The 17,692-nt window shown below is 63.8% G+C and carries 14 protein-coding genes and 1 tRNA gene; 8 read left to right on the top strand and 7 right to left on the bottom strand.

Going from position 1 to position 17,692, the window contains the following annotated elements; translation table 11 throughout:
- Positions 1–33 precede the first annotated feature (33 nt).
- The 3 genes from ACN0V4_RS16060 to ACN0V4_RS16050 all read right to left on the bottom strand — a co-directional run bounded on the left by ACN0V4_RS16060 (position 34) and on the right by ACN0V4_RS16050 (position 3,549).
- Positions 34–1,017: an NAD(P)H-dependent flavin oxidoreductase gene (locus tag ACN0V4_RS16060; RefSeq protein WP_417678142.1), complete on the bottom strand. Its 984-nt coding sequence runs from the start codon at positions 1,015–1,017 to the stop codon at positions 34–36.
- A 206-nt stretch (positions 1,018–1,223) separates the two neighbouring features.
- Positions 1,224–3,077 carry a mechanosensitive ion channel family protein gene (locus tag ACN0V4_RS16055; RefSeq protein WP_417677906.1) on the bottom strand — a complete coding sequence of 618 codons (1,854 nt, stop codon included), beginning with the start codon at positions 3,075–3,077 and terminating at the stop codon, positions 1,224–1,226.
- Between the two features lie 386 nt (positions 3,078–3,463).
- Positions 3,464–3,549 (bottom strand) — tRNA-Leu (locus ACN0V4_RS16050).
- Between the two features lie 211 nt (positions 3,550–3,760).
- Between ACN0V4_RS16050 and ACN0V4_RS16045 the strand changes: the two genes are divergently transcribed.
- Complete coding sequence (locus ACN0V4_RS16045; RefSeq protein WP_417678140.1) at positions 3,761–4,744, top strand: complex I NDUFA9 subunit family protein; 984 nt, start codon at positions 3,761–3,763, stop codon at positions 4,742–4,744.
- A 71-nt stretch (positions 4,745–4,815) separates the two neighbouring features.
- Here the strand turns inward: ACN0V4_RS16045 and ACN0V4_RS16040 are convergent, their stop codons facing one another.
- Positions 4,816–5,619, bottom strand: coding sequence for an undecaprenyl-diphosphate phosphatase (locus tag ACN0V4_RS16040; protein WP_417677904.1), 804 nt, complete (start codon positions 5,617–5,619; stop codon positions 4,816–4,818).
- A gap of 229 nt (positions 5,620–5,848) precedes the next feature.
- On the opposite strand from ACN0V4_RS16040, the gene ACN0V4_RS16035 reads away from it, so the two are divergent.
- The 7 genes from ACN0V4_RS16035 to queG all read left to right on the top strand — a co-directional run bounded on the left by ACN0V4_RS16035 (position 5,849) and on the right by queG (position 15,703).
- The gene (locus ACN0V4_RS16035) at positions 5,849–7,288 is read left to right on the top strand and encodes an NAD(P)-dependent oxidoreductase (protein ID WP_417677902.1); all 1,440 of its coding nucleotides are present in this window, start codon (positions 5,849–5,851) and stop codon (positions 7,286–7,288) included.
- Between the two features lie 117 nt (positions 7,289–7,405).
- Entirely contained in the window at positions 7,406–7,846 is a 441-nt protein-coding gene (locus ACN0V4_RS16030; RefSeq protein WP_417677900.1) for a GFA family protein, read from the top strand.
- Entirely contained in the window at positions 7,843–8,427 is a 585-nt protein-coding gene (locus ACN0V4_RS16025) for a DUF3916 domain-containing protein (RefSeq protein ID WP_417677898.1), read from the top strand. The genes ACN0V4_RS16030 and ACN0V4_RS16025 overlap by 4 nt, the downstream gene beginning before the upstream one ends.
- A complete protein-coding gene (gltB, locus tag ACN0V4_RS16020; protein WP_417677896.1) occupies positions 8,427–12,962 on the top strand; it encodes a glutamate synthase large subunit in 4,536 nt (1,511 codons plus the stop codon). The genes ACN0V4_RS16025 and gltB overlap by 1 nt, the downstream gene beginning before the upstream one ends.
- A gap of 178 nt (positions 12,963–13,140) precedes the next feature.
- Positions 13,141–13,875 (top strand): monofunctional biosynthetic peptidoglycan transglycosylase, encoded by a 735-nt coding sequence (gene mtgA, locus ACN0V4_RS16015; RefSeq protein ID WP_417677894.1) that lies wholly within the window; start codon positions 13,141–13,143, stop codon positions 13,873–13,875.
- Between the two features lie 60 nt (positions 13,876–13,935).
- A complete protein-coding gene (locus ACN0V4_RS16010; protein WP_417677892.1) occupies positions 13,936–14,607 on the top strand; it encodes a glutathione S-transferase family protein in 672 nt (223 codons plus the stop codon).
- A 46-nt stretch (positions 14,608–14,653) separates the two neighbouring features.
- On the top strand, positions 14,654–15,703 hold the full coding sequence (gene queG / locus ACN0V4_RS16005) for a tRNA epoxyqueuosine(34) reductase QueG (RefSeq protein ID WP_417677890.1): 1,050 nt from the start codon (positions 14,654–14,656) through the stop codon (positions 15,701–15,703).
- Positions 15,704–15,759: 56 nt separating this feature from the next.
- Here the strand turns inward: queG and msrA are convergent, their stop codons facing one another.
- From msrA to ACN0V4_RS15990, 3 genes are all read right to left on the bottom strand, one after another.
- Positions 15,760–16,269: a peptide-methionine (S)-S-oxide reductase MsrA gene (gene msrA / locus ACN0V4_RS16000; RefSeq protein ID WP_417677888.1), complete on the bottom strand. Its 510-nt coding sequence runs from the start codon at positions 16,267–16,269 to the stop codon at positions 15,760–15,762.
- A 4-nt stretch (positions 16,270–16,273) separates the two neighbouring features.
- A complete protein-coding gene (msrB, locus tag ACN0V4_RS15995) occupies positions 16,274–16,717 on the bottom strand; it encodes a peptide-methionine (R)-S-oxide reductase MsrB (protein ID WP_417677886.1) in 444 nt (147 codons plus the stop codon).
- A 67-nt stretch (positions 16,718–16,784) separates the two neighbouring features.
- On the bottom strand, positions 16,785–17,675 hold the full coding sequence (locus tag ACN0V4_RS15990) for a DMT family transporter (RefSeq protein ID WP_417677884.1): 891 nt from the start codon (positions 17,673–17,675) through the stop codon (positions 16,785–16,787).
- Positions 17,676–17,692: the final 17 nt, after the last annotated feature.

Here is a 17,692-nt window from a genome sequence, read left to right as displayed (position 1 = left end):
GGGCGGGCGCTGTAACAGGTCTGGCGGTGGTCCTTACGCCCGGGTCCAGCCCAGCGTCTTGGCCAGACGGTCCTGCGCGGCGAGATATTCGCGTTCCAGCCGCTCCACCACCTGGGCGGCCGGCAGCACTTCGCGCACCGCGCCGATGCCCTGGCCAGATCCCCAGATTTCTTTCCAGCTCTTGGGCTTTTCACGGTTTTCGCCGAAATCCATCTTCGACGGATCGGAACGCTCCAGCGCGTCCGGATCCATGCCGGCGGCGGCGATCGAGGGTTTCAGGTAGTTGCCCCAGACGCCGGTGAAGAGGTTGGAATAGACGATATCGTCGGCGGCATGTTCGACGATCATCTGCTTGTAGCCTTCGACCGCGTTGGCCTCTTCGGTGGCGATGAAGATCGACCCGGCATAGCCGCCGTCTGCCCCCATGGCCTGCGCCCCCAGAATGCTGTCACCGCGCGCGATGGAGCCGGACAGGAACAGCGGCCCATCCCACCAGTCGCGGATCTCCTGCACCAGCGCGAAGGGCGACAGCGCGCCGGCATGGCCGCCGGCGCCGGCGGCGACCGCGATCAGACCGTCGGCGCCCTTTTCCACCGCCTTCTTGGCGAACTTGTTGTTGATCACATCGTGGAAGGTGATGCCGCCCACCGAATGGGCCGCGTCATTGACCCAGGTCTGCGCGCCGAGCGAGGTGATCCAGACCGGCACCTTGTATTTCACGCAAAGCTCCACATCCCGCTCCAGCCGACCGTTCGACCGGTGCACGATCTGGTTGACCGCGAAAGGGGCGGCGGGGCGATCCGGGTTTGCCTGATTGTGGCGGTCAAGCTCCTCGGTGATCCGCTGCAGCCAGCGTTCCAGCTCGATCGGCTCACCCTCCTTCTCGCGCGCGTTCAGCGCCGGGAAGGAGCCGACGATGCCGGCCTTGCATTGGGCGATCACCAGATCGGGGTTCGAGATGATGAAAAGCGGGCTGCCGATCAGCGGCAGTCGCAGATGGTCAAAGGCGGCAGGCATCGTCACGGCGGAATTCCTTTCGTTCCTCTCGCGTCTTGCGAAACAGCGTTTCGCAAGACGCCTCCCTGTGAAATTTCTCTGATGCCACCCGACATGGGGCAAGTGCGACGTCACGTGAAATGTGCGGAGCTATCGCCCTGGGCCGGTTTCAGCGGGGCGCGCATCCGGCGGTCTGTGACGGCAGGCGACTGGCGGAAAGCCGGGTCTCAGCCCTCCGAATCGGTTGGCGGCTTGGTGGCCGCGGCGATCTTGGGCTGGCTTTCCTCTTTCAGATAGACTTGGGAGGCGGGCAAAGCCAGATCGGAGCCATGCGCATCGATGATCGCGCGGATGTCGATCAGCAATTCCTCCTGTACGGCAAGGAATGCATTCATATCGAAGGCGGCGACATTGGCGTAGACGTCAAGGTTGATGGCGAAGTCGCCGTATTCCACCAGCCGGACCCGCAGTGGCTGGGCCAGCACGGCGGGATGGGCCTCCAGCCGTTCGCGGATCGCGGCGATCAGGCCAAGGATGGTGTTGTTGTCGGTCTCATAGGTCAGGCCCAGCTTGTGGCGGAACAGAAAGACATCCCGCTGGCTGAAATTGGTGATCTTGCGCTTGGCGAGGTCGGCGTTGGCGATGGTGATCAGGGTACGGTCGAGGGCGCGGATGCGAGTGGAGCGAATGCCGATCTCCTCCACCGTTCCGGAAAGGTCGTCGAACTGACAGAAATCGCCGACGCGCACGATCCGGTCGGCGTAAAGAATGATGCCGCCGATCAGGTTTTCGATCGTTGGCTGGGCGGCCAGCGCGATGGCCAGGCCGCCGACACCGAGACCGGCGACAACCCCATAGATCGGAATGCCGACACGGGTGGCGCCATAGCCGACGATCAGGGTGGAGATTGCGAAGGAAACGACCCTGAAGCCGGTGCGCAGCAGGCTCGAATCCAGGCCGCCGCTGGTGATCGTCGTCTTGCTCAATGTCCAGTCATAGAGGAGCTGGAGCGCCTGATAGGTGAGCCAGGCAGAAGCCGCCCAGACGCCGGCGCTGGTGGCCGTGGCGATCGCCTGCATCAGCGGGCCGGTAATGTTGATGTCGTTTTCGCAGAGGCTGCGAAACAGGTTCGCCGCCAGGATGACCACCGCCGGCGCGACAACGCGGGTCCAGTTCTTGTCCTTCGGCTCGTCCTCGGGCGTGTCGCTGGAGCGGCGCCAACGCGCATAAAGTCCCAAGGCCATGATATAAAACGCGCTTAGAAGCGCCAGCGCCAACCATTGCCAATAGGCCTGTCCGGCGAATGTGCGCTTCGGCCAGTCCGGGCCTTTCAGAATATATTCATACCATCGCGGCGCGACCAGATCGCCGGGCGTATAGATGTAATAGCTGTAAAGATCTTCACCCCGGTCTGCGTGCAGTGGCAGGGCTTTGATGATCTCGTAATCGCTGGGGATGCGGCTGACGGTGCTGGCACTGAACAGATATTGGCCGCTTTGTTCGCCGGTGTCTTGTCGGGCGATGATCAGGCTTGTGCCGGGAAGGATCCACTGACTGGGCAGTTCGGTGCCCTGCGCTGGCGCGGTGTAATCTCCGGCGGGGTCGCCGGGCACGTCCTCAAGGTCGGGCAGATATATTCGGTCGAGGATTTCCTGCGCCTGCAGCACGATTTCGATTCCGACCCGGTCACGCGCAGTGGCGGGAATTTCAGAAAGGTCGAACGTCTGCATCGCCTTTTCCAGAAGTGCGCTAACGTGGATGAGACGGGTTTTCTCTCCATTGGTCAAAAACAACGTGTCGCCGTCGAAATAGGAATCGCGGATGTCGATCCATTCAGCGCTTGCCTGATGCATAATCAGAAGAAAGCTCTCCAAGGTCGCGCGCGGGCTGGTCGTATCGGGCGGCGAGATCGGATTTTCGATCATCCGGGTCTGACGAAGCTGGATATCCTCGTCGTCGGTGGCCCCCGGTTGGCCTGCATTTTGCGCCTGGGCCGCGCCCAGAAGGCCCGATAACGCCATGAGGAGGAGCGCAAAGATCAGGCGGCTGAAGCCTGTTGCAGTCGTTCCTGATTGCTTCATCGTCGCCCCCTTGGTTTTTCGCGAAACACCTCAATAGGCTTCTTTTGCGTAACGGAGCGAATCTTTACGGTCAAATCCTTTACTCCCTGTTACGAGTTTGGAACCTCGTCACTGAGAAAGAATTCGACTCGATAAGGTGTATTTTAGACCCTCTTATCAAGTGATCTTGGCGTGCAAATGACTCGGGAAATAGAGCCGCCAGCCGTGCTTGCGGTTTGGTGGTCCTGAAGGATTCTATGCGGTTTCGATCTGGCGGAATCCCTGCGATGCCGTCGCCCGCTGGTAGCCCTTGGTCGTCCGCAGGCATACCCAGAACAGTCTAGCTTGGAAAAATCAAAAACCCCCGGAAACCAAGGGTTTCCAGGGGTTTTTTGCCTATCCGGCAATGGTGCCCAGGAGAGGACTCGAACCTCCACGTCTGTACAGACACTAGCACCTGAAGCTAGCGCGTCTACCATTCCGCCACCTGGGCAGGTGCCGTGAGGCGGGTCTCTAAGGCTCTTCTCGGGGGGTGTCAAACGGAAAAAACACCGCCGTCGACTTTTTTCTGATTTTCTTTTCGGCAGAGGGCGCGGCAACCGCGACCGATCCGGGCAGGATGCGGGGTGGGGTGCTTTTTCCGCCTTGTTCCTATGGGCTTGGGGCGCTAGATCGGGGACGAACCGATGAGCAGGAGCATTGCCATGTCGAAACTGGTCACCATTTACGGCGGATCGGGCTTTGTCGGACGTTACATCACGCAACGGATGGCAAGAGCCGGCTGGCGCGTGCGCGTGGCTGTGCGCCGTCCGAACGAAGCGCTTTTCGTGAAACCCTATGGCGCCGTCGGCCAGGTCGAGCCGGTGTTCTGCAATATCCGCGATGACGCTTCGGTCGCCGCCGTGATGCAGGGCGCGGACGCGGTCATCAACTGCGTCGGCATCCTGGCGAAATCGGGCAAGAACACCTTTGAGGCCATCCATGTCGAGGGCGCCGAGCGGATCGCCCGGCTTGCCGCGCAGGAAGGCGTTGCGCGGATGGTCCATATTTCCGCCATCGGTGCCGATACGGCGGCCGCCAGCGATTATCTGCGCAGCAAGGGCGAAGGCGAAGCCGCCGTGCTGCGGCATATGCCCGACGCGGTGATCCTGCGCCCCTCGGTGATCTTCGGGACGGAAGACGAATTCTTCAACCGCTTCGGCGCAATGACCCGCAAGGGGCCGATCCTGCCGCTGGTCGGGGCAGAGACGAAATTCCAGCCGGTCTATGTCGATGACGTCGCCAAGGCCGCTGAACTGGCCGCGACCGGCGCTGCCGCTCCGGGCGTTTACGAACTGGGCGGGCCGGGTGTCGCCACCCTGCGCCAACTGATGGGTCTGCTGCTGCAAGAGGTCTATCGCCGTCGCATCGTGATCGGCCTGCCGTTCTGGCTTGGTGGTCTGATCGCCCTTGGTGGCGATCTGGTGCAGGGGCTGAGCCTGGGGCTGATCAGCAACAAGACGCTGACTCGCGATCAACTGCGCAGCCTGAAGGTGGACAGCGTGGTGTCCGCCGGCGCCAAGGGGGTCGCTGACCTCGGCATCGAGCCCGCCAATCTTGAGACCGTGCTGCCGGAATATATCTGGCGCTTCCGTCCGACCGGCCAATACGACGATATCACCCGCTCGGCCCGCCAACTGCGGCCCTGAGCGGTTTCGAAAGCCCGTAAGAAAACCCGCGATCCGGCCGGATCGCGGGTTTTTTGATTCTGTGGGGTCTTTTACCTATAGGCGACGACCAGCAGCACCACGCCCAGAATCACCCGGTAGATCACATAGGGGGTGAAGCTGACGCTGCGCAGCAGCCGCATCATCAGGCTGAGCGCCAGCAGGGCGGAGCCAAAGGCGAAGACCGCCGCGATGGCGCCGTCGCGCGCGGCGGCCAGATCGGCATGGGCCGCGACCTCTCCGCCCAGCAGGATGCCCGAGGCGGCGATGGTCGGGATCGACATCAGCATCGACAGCCGCGCTGCCTCGGACCTTGTATAACCAAGCTGACGCCCGGCGGTGATGGTGATCCCCGATCGTGAGGTGCCCGGGATCAGCGCCACCGCCTGCCACAGCCCCATGATCAGCGCATCCTTGAGCCCCCAGTCGGTGCCGGTCTTGATGCTGGCGCCGGTCTGGTCGGCCCAATAGAGCACGATGCCGAAAATCAGCATGGTCCAGCCGATCACCGCGACCGAGCGCATCGCGTCGCTGAGTCCGGTGACATTCAGGATCAGCCCGATGATCACCACGGGAATGGTCGCGACGATCAGGCTGAGCGACAGTTTGGCGCCGGGGGTATCCACCTTGCCGCGCATCAGGCGGGGCAGGCCGGCAAAGCCTTCGGCAACATCCCGCCAGAAATAGAGCGTGACGGCGGCCAGGGTGCCGAGATGGACGGCCACGTCGATCACCTGGCCCTGGTCGGCAAGCCCGGTGAGCTGCGGCAAGAGAATCAGGTGGCCGGAGGAAGAGATCGGCAAGAATTCGGTAATCCCCTGAATCACAGCGATTAGGAGGAGTTGCAGGATTGGCATGGGAGGAAGGGCCCCGATATGGATGGGTTCAGGCCCGGATCATATAAGTATTTGCGCTAAAAAGGAAAGTTTGGATTTAGGTCCGGATTGGTACCTATAATTCGATCAAATTGGTGTGCCCGGGTGGGGTGGAGGTCAAAAAAAGTGAAACAAGGTCAGTGTTGCTGACTTTTAATCTGGATCGGCTTCTCATATACGGTCCCGGCTAAGCTATCATGGAGTCCGAACCGTGGCCAAAGAACCGATGCTGAAATTCGTCGACATCCAGCGGGACATGCCGTCGAAGCGCACTGCGGAAGAGCGCAAGAAGGACTTTCATGAGATCTACGCCGAGTTCGCCGCCGCCAAGGCGACCGAGCAGGCCAGTCGCTGCAGCCAATGCGGCGTGCCCTATTGCCAGGCACATTGCCCGCTGTCGAACAATATCCCCGACTGGCTGCGCCTGACTGCGACGGGTCGCTTGGCCGAGGCCTATGAGATCAGCCAGGCCACCAACACCTTCCCCGAGATCTGCGGCCGCATCTGCCCGCAGGACCGCCTGTGCGAAGGCAATTGCGTGATCGAACAGTCCGGCCATGGCACCGTCACCATCGGCGCGGTCGAGAAATACATCACCGACACCGCCTGGGAAAAGGGCTGGGTCAAGCCGGTCTCTCCGATCACGGAGCGGACCGAAAGCGTCGGCATCATCGGCGCCGGCCCCGGCGGGCTGGCCGCGGCCGACATGCTGCGCCGCGCTGGTATCCAGGTCACCGTCTATGATCGCTATGACCGCGCCGGCGGCCTGCTGACCTATGGCATCCCCGGCTTCAAGCTGGAAAAAGACGTGGTCATGCGCCGCAACCAGTTGCTGGCCGACGGCGGCGTCACCTTCGTGATGAACTGCAACGTGGGCGATGACATCTCGTTCGACGAAATCCGCGCCAAGCATGACGCGGTGATCATCGCCACCGGTGTCTACAAGTCGCGCGATCTCGAAATCCCGAACAGCAGCGCCAAGGGCATCGTCCGGGCGCTCGATTTCCTGACCGCCTCCAACCGCAAGAGCTTCGGTGACGCGGTGGAAGAGCATGACAACGGCACGCTCAGCGCCGAAGGCAAGCGCGTGGTGGTGATCGGCGGCGGCGACACCGCGATGGACTGTCTGCGCACCTCGATCCGCGAGGGTGCGGTCAGCGTCAAATGTCTCTATCGCCGTGACAAGGCCAACATGCCGGGCTCGCAGCGCGAGGTGAAGAACGCCGAGGAAGAGGGTGTGCACTTCGAATGGCTGAGCGCGCCCAAGGGCTTTACCGAAGCGGATGGCAAGGTCGCCGGCGTGATGGTGCAGAAGATGCGCCTGGGCGCCCCCGATGCCAGCGGCCGTCAGGCGCCCGAGGTGATCGAAGGCGCCGATTACATCGAAGACGCCGACCTGGTGATCCAGGCGCTGGGTTTCGAGCCCGAGGATCTGCCCAAGCTCTGGGGGGTCGACGGGCTGGAGGTGACCCGCTGGGGCACCGTCAAGGCGCAGTTCACCACCGGCGCCACCGCGCTCGACGGTGTCTATGCGGTCGGCGATATCGTCCGCGGCGCCTCGCTGGTGGTCTGGGCGATCCGCGACGGGCGCGACTGCGCTCAGGCGATCATCGACCGCCTTGCCGCCCCTGCCGCCGTCGCGGCGGAATAATCACGAAGGACCCCGGGGGGTACGCCCCCCGTCTGACCGGGTCAGGCCGTCTTGCAGCAAAATACCGCTCCGCGGCGATCCGGTCAGGTGAACTGACCTAAGCTTGGGAAACCGGGAATGACGGATCGAAACGGACAATGCATGTGCGGCGCGGTGACGCTTTCCGTGCGCGACGTGCCACGCGATTTCGGTGCCTGCCACTGCACCATGTGCCGCCGCTGGACCGGCTCGGCGCTGTTGGCGGTGACGGTGCCCGAGACCTCGGTGACCTGGACCGGGACCGAGGCCATCCGCACCATCCAGTCGTCGGATTGGGCGGAACGCGCCTGGTGCGACCGTTGCGGCACGGGGCTGTGGTATCGGGTGACCGCAGAGGGGCCGCACAAGGGAAATTACGAGCTGCCGATCGGGCTTTTCGACGATTCCAACGGAATGAACATGAACAGCGAGATTTATATCGACCTCAAGACCGATGCCTTCGCCTATGCCGGCGAGCGCAAGCGGTATACCGAGGTCGAGACGCTGGCCCTGTTCGGTATCGACGGGGGCGCGGAATGAGTTTGCGTCAGCTTGACCGCAGCAGCGATCTGCCGATGGAGCCTGGCCTGCGCGCGGCCCGGGAGCAGGCCTTTCTTGGCGAAATGGACCGGCTTGCCGGCTGGTTTCCCAAGGCATCGACCTGGGGCGAGGATTATCAGAACCTGCGCCCGTCGCTGGATGCCGAGATCGTTTCGCCCGAATATGGGCGCGAAAGCTTCCGCCGCGAGGTGGTGCGGCGCCTGGTCGAAACCGCGGCCGCCATCGCCGCGAACAAGCCCGCCGGTGCCAGCCATGCCCGGGTCGCCGCGATCATCGACTGGCCGCTGCTGGTGGGGTCGGAGATCTGCGTGTTCTTTGATCGTGCCTATGAACACGATTTCGCCCCCGAGACCGAGCGCGAGCATGGCCGCAGCTATTGGCCCGGCGGCTGGGTCAGTTCGGAGGAGCCCGAGGGCAACCTCTTCGACCAGCTAGATATTCCGATGCCCAGCGGATTTGCCGCCCGGGGCATCGCCCTGACTGAATACAGCAAAGATACTGATCACACCTACCGCTATGAACGCTGGGTGGCGATGGAAACCCTGGAAAGGATCGCCTGATGACCAAATTTGATGAAAACTGGGTCCGCGCCGAGGAAGCCAAGCGAAAGTGGATGGCGGAGAACGCTCTCTATTCCGAGGAGGATGAGCATTCCTCCTGCGGCGTCGGTCTGGTGGTGTCGATCAACGGGCAGAAAAGCCGCAAGGTGGTTCAAGCCGGGATTCAGGCGCTCAAGGCGGTCTGGCACCGGGGTGCGGTCGACGCCGATGGCAAGACTGGCGATGGCGCTGGCATCCATGTGCAGATCCCGGTTCCCTTCTTCTATGATCAGATCCGCCGCACCGGCCACGAGCCCAACCATGATGAGCTGATGGCGGTCGGTCAGGTGTTCCTGCCGCGCACCGACTTCGGCGCCCAGGAAACCTGCCGGACCATCGTGGAAACCGAAGTCCTGCGCATGGGCTATTATATCTATGGCTGGCGCCACGTGCCGGTGAACATCGGCGTACTGGGCGAAAAGGCCAACGCGACACGGCCGGAAATCGAACAGATCCTGCTGTCGAACTCCAAGGGCGTTGACGAGGAGACCTTTGAGCGCGAGCTTTACGTGATCCGTCGCCGGGTCGAAAAGGCGGTTGCGGCCGCCGGGATCCATGGGCTCTATATCGCCTCGCTGTCCTGCCGGTCGATCATCTACAAGGGGATGATGCTGGCCCAGGACGTGGCCGAGTTCTATCCCGATCTCAAGGACGGTCGTTTTGAATCGGCCTTCGCGATCTATCACCAGCGCTATTCCACCAACACCTTCCCGCAGTGGTGGCTGGCCCAGCCCTTCCGCATGCTCGCCCATAACGGCGAGATCAACACGCTGAAGGGCAACCTGAACTGGATGAAGAGCCACGAAATCCGCATGGCCTCGGCCACCTTCGGCGAGATGGCCGAGGACATCAAACCGATCGTTCCGGGCGGGTCGTCGGACTCTGCGGCGCTCGACGCGGTGTTCGAGGTGCTGGTGCGCGCGGGCCGCAAGGCGCCGATGGCGAAAACCATGCTGGTGCCGGAAAGCTGGTCGCAGCAGGCGGTGGAGCTGCCCAAGGCCTGGCGCGACATGTATTCCTATTGCAACTCGGTGATGGAACCCTGGGACGGTCCGGCCGCCCTGGCGATGACCGATGGCCGCTGGGTCTGCGGCGGGCTTGACCGCAACGGTCTGCGGCCGATGCGCTATGTCGTCACCGGTGACGGCCTGCTGATCGCCGGCTCCGAAGCCGGGATGGTCGTGGTCGACGAAAAGACCGTGCGCGAAAAAGGCGCGCTGGGCCCGGGCCAGATGATCGCCGTCGACATGGAAGAGGGCAAGCTGTTCCACGATACCGAGATCAAGGACAAGCTGGCCGCCAGCCAACCCTTCGGCGACTGGGTCAGCAAGATCAACGATCTTGATCAAGAACTGGCGCGCGTCACCGAAAAGCCGCTGTTCTCCGGGGCGGAGCTGCGTCAACGGCAGATCGCGGCCGGCTATTCGATGGAAGAGCTGGAACAGATCCTGGCGCCGATGGCCGAGGACGGCAAGGAAGCGCTGGCCTCGATGGGCGATGACACGCCCTCTGCGGTGCTGTCGAAACAATACCGTCCGCTCAGCCATTTCTTCCGGCAGAACTTCAGCCAGGTGACCAACCCGCCGATCGACTCGCTGCGCGAATATCGGGTGATGTCGCTGAAGACCCGCTTCGGCAACCTCAAGAACGTGCTGGACGAGGACAGCAGCCAGACCGAGATCATCGTTCTGGAAAGCCCCTTCGTCGGCAACACCCAATGGGAAGAGGTGGTGCGCCATTTCAACGCGCCGCTGGTCGAGATCGACTGCACCTTTACCGCCGGTGAACCCGGTTCCCTGCGCGAGGAACTGGTCCGCATCCGGGCCGAAGCCGAGGATGCGGTCCGCTCGGGCGCCGGCCACCTGGTGCTGACCGATCAGCATTCGGGGGCCGACAAGGCGCCGATGCCGATGATCCTGGCCACCAGCGCGGTGCACAGCCATCTGATCCGCAAGGGTCTGCGCACCTTCTGTTCGCTGAACGTGCGCGCCGCCGAATGTATCGACCCGCATTATTTCGCGGTGCTGATCGGTTGCGGCGCCACCGTGGTGAACCCCTATCTGGCCGAGGATTCGATCGCCGACCGGATCGAGCGTGGCCTGCTTGAGGGGACGCTGACCGAGAATGTCGCGCGCTATCGTCACGCCATCGACCAGGGCATGCTGAAGATCATGGCGAAGATGGGGATCTCGGTGATCTCCTCCTATCGCGGCGGCCTGAACTTCGAGGCGGTGGGCCTGTCCCGCGCCATGTGCGCCGAATATTTCCCCGGCATGCTCAGCCGGATTTCCGGCATCGGCGTCAGCGGCATCCAGCACAAGATCGAAGAGGTGCACGCCAAGGGCTGGGCCTCGAATTCCCAGGTGCTGCCGATCGGCGGGTTCTACAAGGCGCGCAAGTCGGGCGAAACCCACGCCTGGGACGCGCAGGGCATGCACATGCTGCAGATGGCCTGCAACCGGGCATCCTATGAGATGTGGAAGCAATATTCGGCCAAGATGCAGTCGAACCCGCCGATCCATCTGCGTGACCTGCTGGACATCAAGCCGCTGGGCAAGGCGATCCCGCTGGAAGAGGTGGAAAGCATCACCGCGATCCGCAAGCGGTTCGTGACCCCGGGCATGTCGCTGGGCGCGCTCAGCCCCGAGGCGCACAAGACGCTGAACGTCGCGATGAACCGCATCGGCGCCAAGTCGGACTCGGGCGAGGGCGGCGAGGATCCGGCGCATTTCGTGCCGGAACCGAACGGCGACAACCCCTCGGCGAAGATCAAGCAGGTGGCCTCGGGCCGTTTCGGTGTCACCGCCGAATACCTGAACCACTGCGAAGAGCTTGAGATCAAGGTCGCCCAAGGGGCGAAACCGGGCGAGGGCGGCCAGCTTCCGGGCATGAAGGTGACCGAGCTGATCGCGCGTCTGCGCCATTCGACCAAGGGGGTGACGCTGATCAGCCCGCCGCCGCACCACGACATCTACTCGATCGAGGACCTCGCGCAGCTGATCTATGACCTCAAGCAGATCAACCCGCGCGCCAAGGTGACGGTGAAGCTGGTCGCCTCCTCGGGCGTCGGCACGATTGCCGCGGGCGTCGCCAAGGCCAAGGCCGACATCATCCTGATCTCGGGTCACAACGGCGGCACCGGGGCGTCGCCGGCGACCTCGATCAAATATGCGGGTCTGCCGTGGGAAATGGGCCTGACCGAGGCGCATCAGGTGCTGGCGATGAACCACCTGCGCGACCGGGTCACGCTCAGGACCGATGGCGGGCTGCGCACCGGCCGCGATATCGTGATGGCGGCGATGATGGGGGCCGAGGAATTCGGCATCGGCACCGCCGCGCTGATCGCGATGGGCTGCATCATGGTGCGTCAGTGCCAGTCGAACACCTGCCCGGTGGGCGTCTGCACCCAGGACCCGAAGCTGCGCGAAAAGTTCACCGGCAACGCTGACAAGGTGGTCAACCTGATCACCTTCTACGCCCAGGAAGTGCGCGAAATCCTCGCCTCGATCGGGGCGCGGTCGCTGGGGGATGTGATCGGCCGCGCCGATCTGCTGACCCAGGTCAGCCGTGGTTCGGCGCATCTGGACGATCTCGACCTCAACCCGCTGTTGATCACCGTCGATGGCGCGCATGAGATCGTCTATAACCGCGACAAGCCGCGCAACGTGGTGCCCGACACGCTGGACGCCGAAATCGTCCGCGATGCCGCCCGCTTCCTCAAGGACGGCGAAAAGATGCAGCTGTCCTATGCGGTGCAGAACACCCATCGGACCGTCGGCACCCGGACATCGAGCCTGATCGTGCAGAACTTCGGCATGCGCAACGCCTTCCAGCCTGACCATCTGCATGTGAAACTGCAGGGCTCGGCCGGCCAGTCGCTGGGCGCCTTCGCGGCTCCGGGTCTGAAGCTCGAGGTGTCGGGCGATGCCAATGACTATGTCGGCAAGGGGCTGTCGGGGGGCACCATCGTGGTGCGTCCGCCGATGATGTCGCCGCTGATCGCCGAAGATAACACGATCATCGGCAACACCGTGCTCTATGGGGCGACCGACGGCTATCTGTTCGCCGCCGGCCGCGCGGGCGAACGCTTTGCGGTGCGGAACTCGGGCGCCAAGGTGGTGATCGAGGGCTGCGGCTCCAACGGGTGCGAATACATGACCGGCGGCATCGCGGTGATCCTGGGCGACATCGGCGCCAACTTCGGTGCCGGGATGACCGGGGGCATGGCCTATCTCTATGATCCCGAAGGCAAGGCGGCGACCGTGATGAACATGGAAACCCTGGTGGCCTGCCCGGTGACCATGGACCATTGGGAGCATGAGCTGAAAGGCCTGATCGAACGCCACGCGGCCGAGACCAACAGCCGCAAGGCCACCGCGATCCTGCAGCATTGGGAGCTGGAAAAGACCAACTTCCTGCAAGTCTGCCCGATCGAGATGCTCAAGCACATCCCGGTGCCGCTGAGCCGCGAGACCGAGGCGATGCCGGCGGAGTAATCCGGACGGGCCTGACCAAGATCGGAGAACCCCGCCCCTGTGGCGGGGTTTTTCTTTGCGCCTGAAGCGCGGTCAGATACCCTGTCCCGCAGGCTGCTGCGGCCCGATCCCCAGGCCAGACCCGCAGGGCCCCGCCAACCGGCTTGACCGGCCCGCGCCGGACGGGCAAGCAGGGCGCATGGCGAAACAGGTGACATCGAAAAAGACCGGCAAGGCCTCTGCCCCCGCCCGGGTGGTCAGGCAGCCGCTGCGCTGGCTGCGGCGCTGGGCGATCCGGATCGCGCTGGTGCCGGTGGTGCTGATCGTCTTTCTGGTGCTGCTCTTCACCGTGGTGAACCCGCCGATCACCCTCACCATGTGGCAGGAACACGCGAAATACGGCCGGCTTGAGCGGGAATGGAAACCGCTGGAGGATATCGCGCCGGTCATGGTGCGGTCGGTGGTGGCGGCCGAGGATGCCAATTTCTGCCTGCACTGGGGGTTCGATGTCACCGCCATCCGCGCCGCGCTTGATGACGGCGGTGCCCGCGGCGCCTCGACCATCAGCCAGCAGGTGGTCAAGAACGTCTTTCTCTGGCAGGGGCGCAGCTGGGCCCGCAAGGCGCTCGAGACCCTGATCACCCCCTTGGTGGAAATCGTTTGGTCCAAGCGCCGCATCCTCGAGGTCTATCTGAACGTGGCCGAAACCGGCGAGGGGGTCTTCGGGGTCGAGGCCGCGGCGCAGAAGGCCTTTGGCGTGCCGGCTGCGAAACTCACCGCCCGCCAGGCGGCGCTGATCGCCGCGATCCTGCCGTCGCCGCGGTCACGTTCGGCGGCGAAACCCTCAGATCGGGTCAACCGTCGTGCCAAGGCGATCATGGATGGCGCCGCCACCATTCGCGCAGATGGACGCGCGGCCTGTTTCGAGGATTGAAAATCTGTCCCCATAGGGGCTATTGGTAGTCCACCGCTCCCAACCGATATTGATGTCAAAATGACCACGGCTCGTCTGTTCCACGTTCCCCTCTCTCCCTTCTGTCGCAAGGTCCGCCTGGTCCTGGCCGAAAAACGGATCGAGGTGGAGCTGGTCGAGGAGCGATATTGGGAGGCGAGCCCCGATTTCCTGCGCCGCAACCCAGCCGGCAAGGTGCCGGTGCTGCGTCTCGATGGCCGCACCATGGCCGAAAGCGCCGCGATCTGCGAATATCTCGAAGAAACCCGACCAGATCCGGTGCTGATGCCGCGCGATCCCGCCGAACGGCTCGAGGTGCGCCGGCTGATCGGCTGGTTCGACGACAAGTTCCACAGCGAGGTGACCTCGAAACTGCTCTATGAGCGGGTGAACAAGAAGGTCAGCGGCAAGGGCTATCCCGACAGCGGTAACGTCAAGGCCGGGTCCAAGGCGATCAAATATCACCTGGATTACATGGATTGGCTGCTGGACCATCGCCGCTGGCTGGCCGGCGACAACATGACGCTCGCCGATTTCGCCGCCGCCGCGCATCTGAGTTCGCTCGACTATATCTCGGACGTCGACTGGAACCGCTCCGCCGTGGTCAAGGACTGGTACGCCAAGATCAAATCGCGTCCGGCCTTCCGGTCGATCCTGGCCGATCAGGTGCCGGGGTTCCGCCCGCCACCGCATTACACCGACCTGGATTTCTGACCCTGACCGGCGCCGCCCGCGCAGGAAGCCCGAGGCCGCCTTGTCCGTGACCGACCCGATTGCCCTGAAACAGAGACTGGTTGACCAGGCCCGGGCCGAAGGCTTCGTGGCCGCGCGTATCTGCCGCCCCTGGGATATCCCCGAGGTGCCGGCCCGGCTCGAGGCCTTCCTGCAGGCGGGGTATCATGGCCAGATGGGCTGGATGGAGGAGCGCAGCCATTGGCGCGGCGATCCGCATCAGCTCTGGCCCGAGGCGCGCTCGGTCCTCATGCTGGCCGAAAGCTATACCCCCGACCACGATCCGCGCGCCATCCTGACGCAACCCGACCGTGGCGCGATCTCGGTCTATGCGCAGAACAAGGATTACCACGATCTGGTCAAGAAGCGGCTCAAACGCCTGGCGCGCTGGCTGATCGCGGAAGCGGGGGGCGAGGTGAAGGTCTTCGTCGATACCGCCCCGGTGCCGGAAAAGCCGCTGGCGCAGGCCGCCGGCCTCGGCTGGCAGGGCAAGCACACCAACCTGGTCAGCCGGGACTTCGGCAATTGGGCCTTTTTAGGCTCTGTTTTCACCACGCTGGAGCTGCCCGCTGATGCGCCGGAACGTGACCATTGCGGTTCCTGCACCGCCTGCCAGACCGCCTGCCCGACCGATGCCTTCCCGGCGCCCTATCGGCTCGACGCGCGGCGCTGCATTTCCTACCTGACCATCGAATACAAGGGGCCGGTGCCGGAAGAGCTGCGCGGAAAGCTCGGCAATCGCATCTATGGCTGCGATGATTGTCTCGCCGCCTGCCCCTGGAACAAATTCGCGGTGGCTGCCAGTGACATCCGCTATGCCGCGCGCGACGATCTCAGGGCGCCCCAGCTCGCCGATCTCGCCGGGCTCGACGACGCGGGTTTTCGCGCCCGCTTTTCCGGCTCGCCGATCAAGCGGATCGGCCGCGACCGCTTCATCCGCAACGTGCTCTATGCCATCGGCAATTCCGGGGATCAGAGCCTGATTTCGGCGGCCCAGCCTCTGGCCGACGATCCCGACCCGGTGGTCGCGGAGGCCGCCCGCTGGGCGTTGGCCCGGCTTGGCTCTTTTTCTAGCTGAAAATATCCTCGGGGGGCGCGGGGGGCAGACCGCCCCCCGTCTCCCGTTGTCAGACCTTATTCCGCCGCCCGTTTCGGCAGCACCCAGCCGGGACGCGGGAAATGGCAGGTATAGCCGTTGGGGTGTTTCACCAGATAATCCTGATGTTCCTCCTCGGCCTGCCAGAAATCGCCCACCGGCTCCACCTCGGTCACCACGCGGCCGGGCCAAAGGCCGGAGGCGTCGACATCGGCAATGGTGTCCAGCGCCACCGCCTTCTGCGCCTCGTCGACGTAATAGATGGCGGAGCGATAGCTGAGCCCGATGTCATTGCCCTGACGGTTCACCGTGGTGGGGTCGTGGATCTGGAAGAAGACCTCGAGAATTTGGCGATAGCTGATCTTTTCAGGGTCGAAGGTGATCTCGATCCCCTCGGCATGGGTGCCGTGGTTGCGATAGGTGGCATTCGGGACATCGCCGCCGGTATAGCCGACGCGGGTCGCCATCACCCCGGGCAGCCGCCGGATCAGATCCTGCATCCCCCAGAAACATCCCCCCGCCAGCACGGCGCGTTCGGTCTTGGCCATTCTCTTATCCCTCCACCTGGTCCAGATAGGCGCCATAGCCCTCGGCCTCCATCTCCTCGCGCGGGATGAACCGCAGCGAGGCCGAGTTGATGCAATAGCGCAGCCCGCCACGATCCCGCGGCCCGTCGGGAAAGACATGCCCCAGATGGCTGTCGCCATAGTGCGACCGCACCTCGGTGCGGATCATGCCGTGCGAACGGTCCTCGATCTCGACCACATGGGCCGGTTCGATCGGTTTGGTGAAGCTGGGCCAGCCGCAATGCGACTCGAACTTGTCGGCCGAGGCGAACAGGGGTTCCCCCGAGACGATATCGACGTAAATCCCCGGCGCGGTGTTATAGAGCAGCTTGCCGGTGCCCGGCCGTTCGGTCCCGGCCTCCTGCGTGACGAAATATTCCTCAGGCGACAGGGCGGCGATGGCGGCGGGGTCTTTGCTGTATGTGGTCATGCATGATCTCCTGCGCGTCTTTGATGCATTAGATGGGTCGGTTTCGCCAGAAGCAAAGGGATCTTCGCTAGTCTTTGGTCGGCACGGCCGCGGGGGCCGGCTGGCGGGCGAGTTGCACGGCGAGGATCCCGGCGGTGACGATCAGCACGCCGACCAGATCCAGGGACCCCAGCCGCTCCCCCAGCAGCGCGGCGGCGATGGCGACACCGAAGACGGGGTTGAGGAAATGGAAGGTCGCCGCGCGGGTGGCGCCGATCCGGTGCAAGAGCAGCACCCAGACATAGGTGGCCGCCAGCCCCGGCACCAGGGTGGTATAGGCGAAGGCGGCGATCCAGCGGGGGCTGAGGGTGATGTGGAACTCCTCGGTCAGCGGCGCGGCGATGAACAACAGCGCCGCCCCCACCAGCATCTGCAATCCGACGATCATCATGAAATTCCCGCCTGAGGTCGCCTTGCGCACTGCCAGTGTCGCAAAGGTCAGTGCCAGCACGCCGAAGCCGCAGAGGATCACGCCGTGAAGATCGGCGCCGGCGCCGATCCGCGTGCTCATGATCAGACCGACACCGGCAAAGCCCAGGATCAGTCCCAGAAACCCCAGCGGGCGCAGCCGCTCGCCCAGGATCAGCCAGCTTGCCAAGGCCACCAGCAGCGGCATGACCGAGGCGATGATGGTGGCGAGCCCGGCCTCGACCGTCTGCATGGCGATGAAGTTGAGCCCGAGATAGAGCGCGTTCTGGCAGAGGCCGAACAGAAGGGTAGCGATCCATTGCGGTCGCGTCAGCCGCAGGCTCTGCCCCATCAGTAGGGCGATGATCACCCCCAACAGTCCGGAGATCAGGAACCGCAGCGCCAGCGAGAACAGGGGCGAGGCATCGGCGACGATGATCCGCGCCGAGGTGAAGGCCGAGGACCACATGAAGGCAAAGGCGAGCCCCATGAAGATTGCGCGCGTGTCCACTTGGCCTCTCCCCCCGG

It is taken from the genome of Pseudodonghicola sp. (assembly GCF_048268305.1).
Classification (GTDB): Bacteria; Pseudomonadota; Alphaproteobacteria; order Rhodobacterales; family Rhodobacteraceae; genus Pseudodonghicola.
This window is presented reverse-complemented; position numbering and strand designations above follow the sequence as displayed.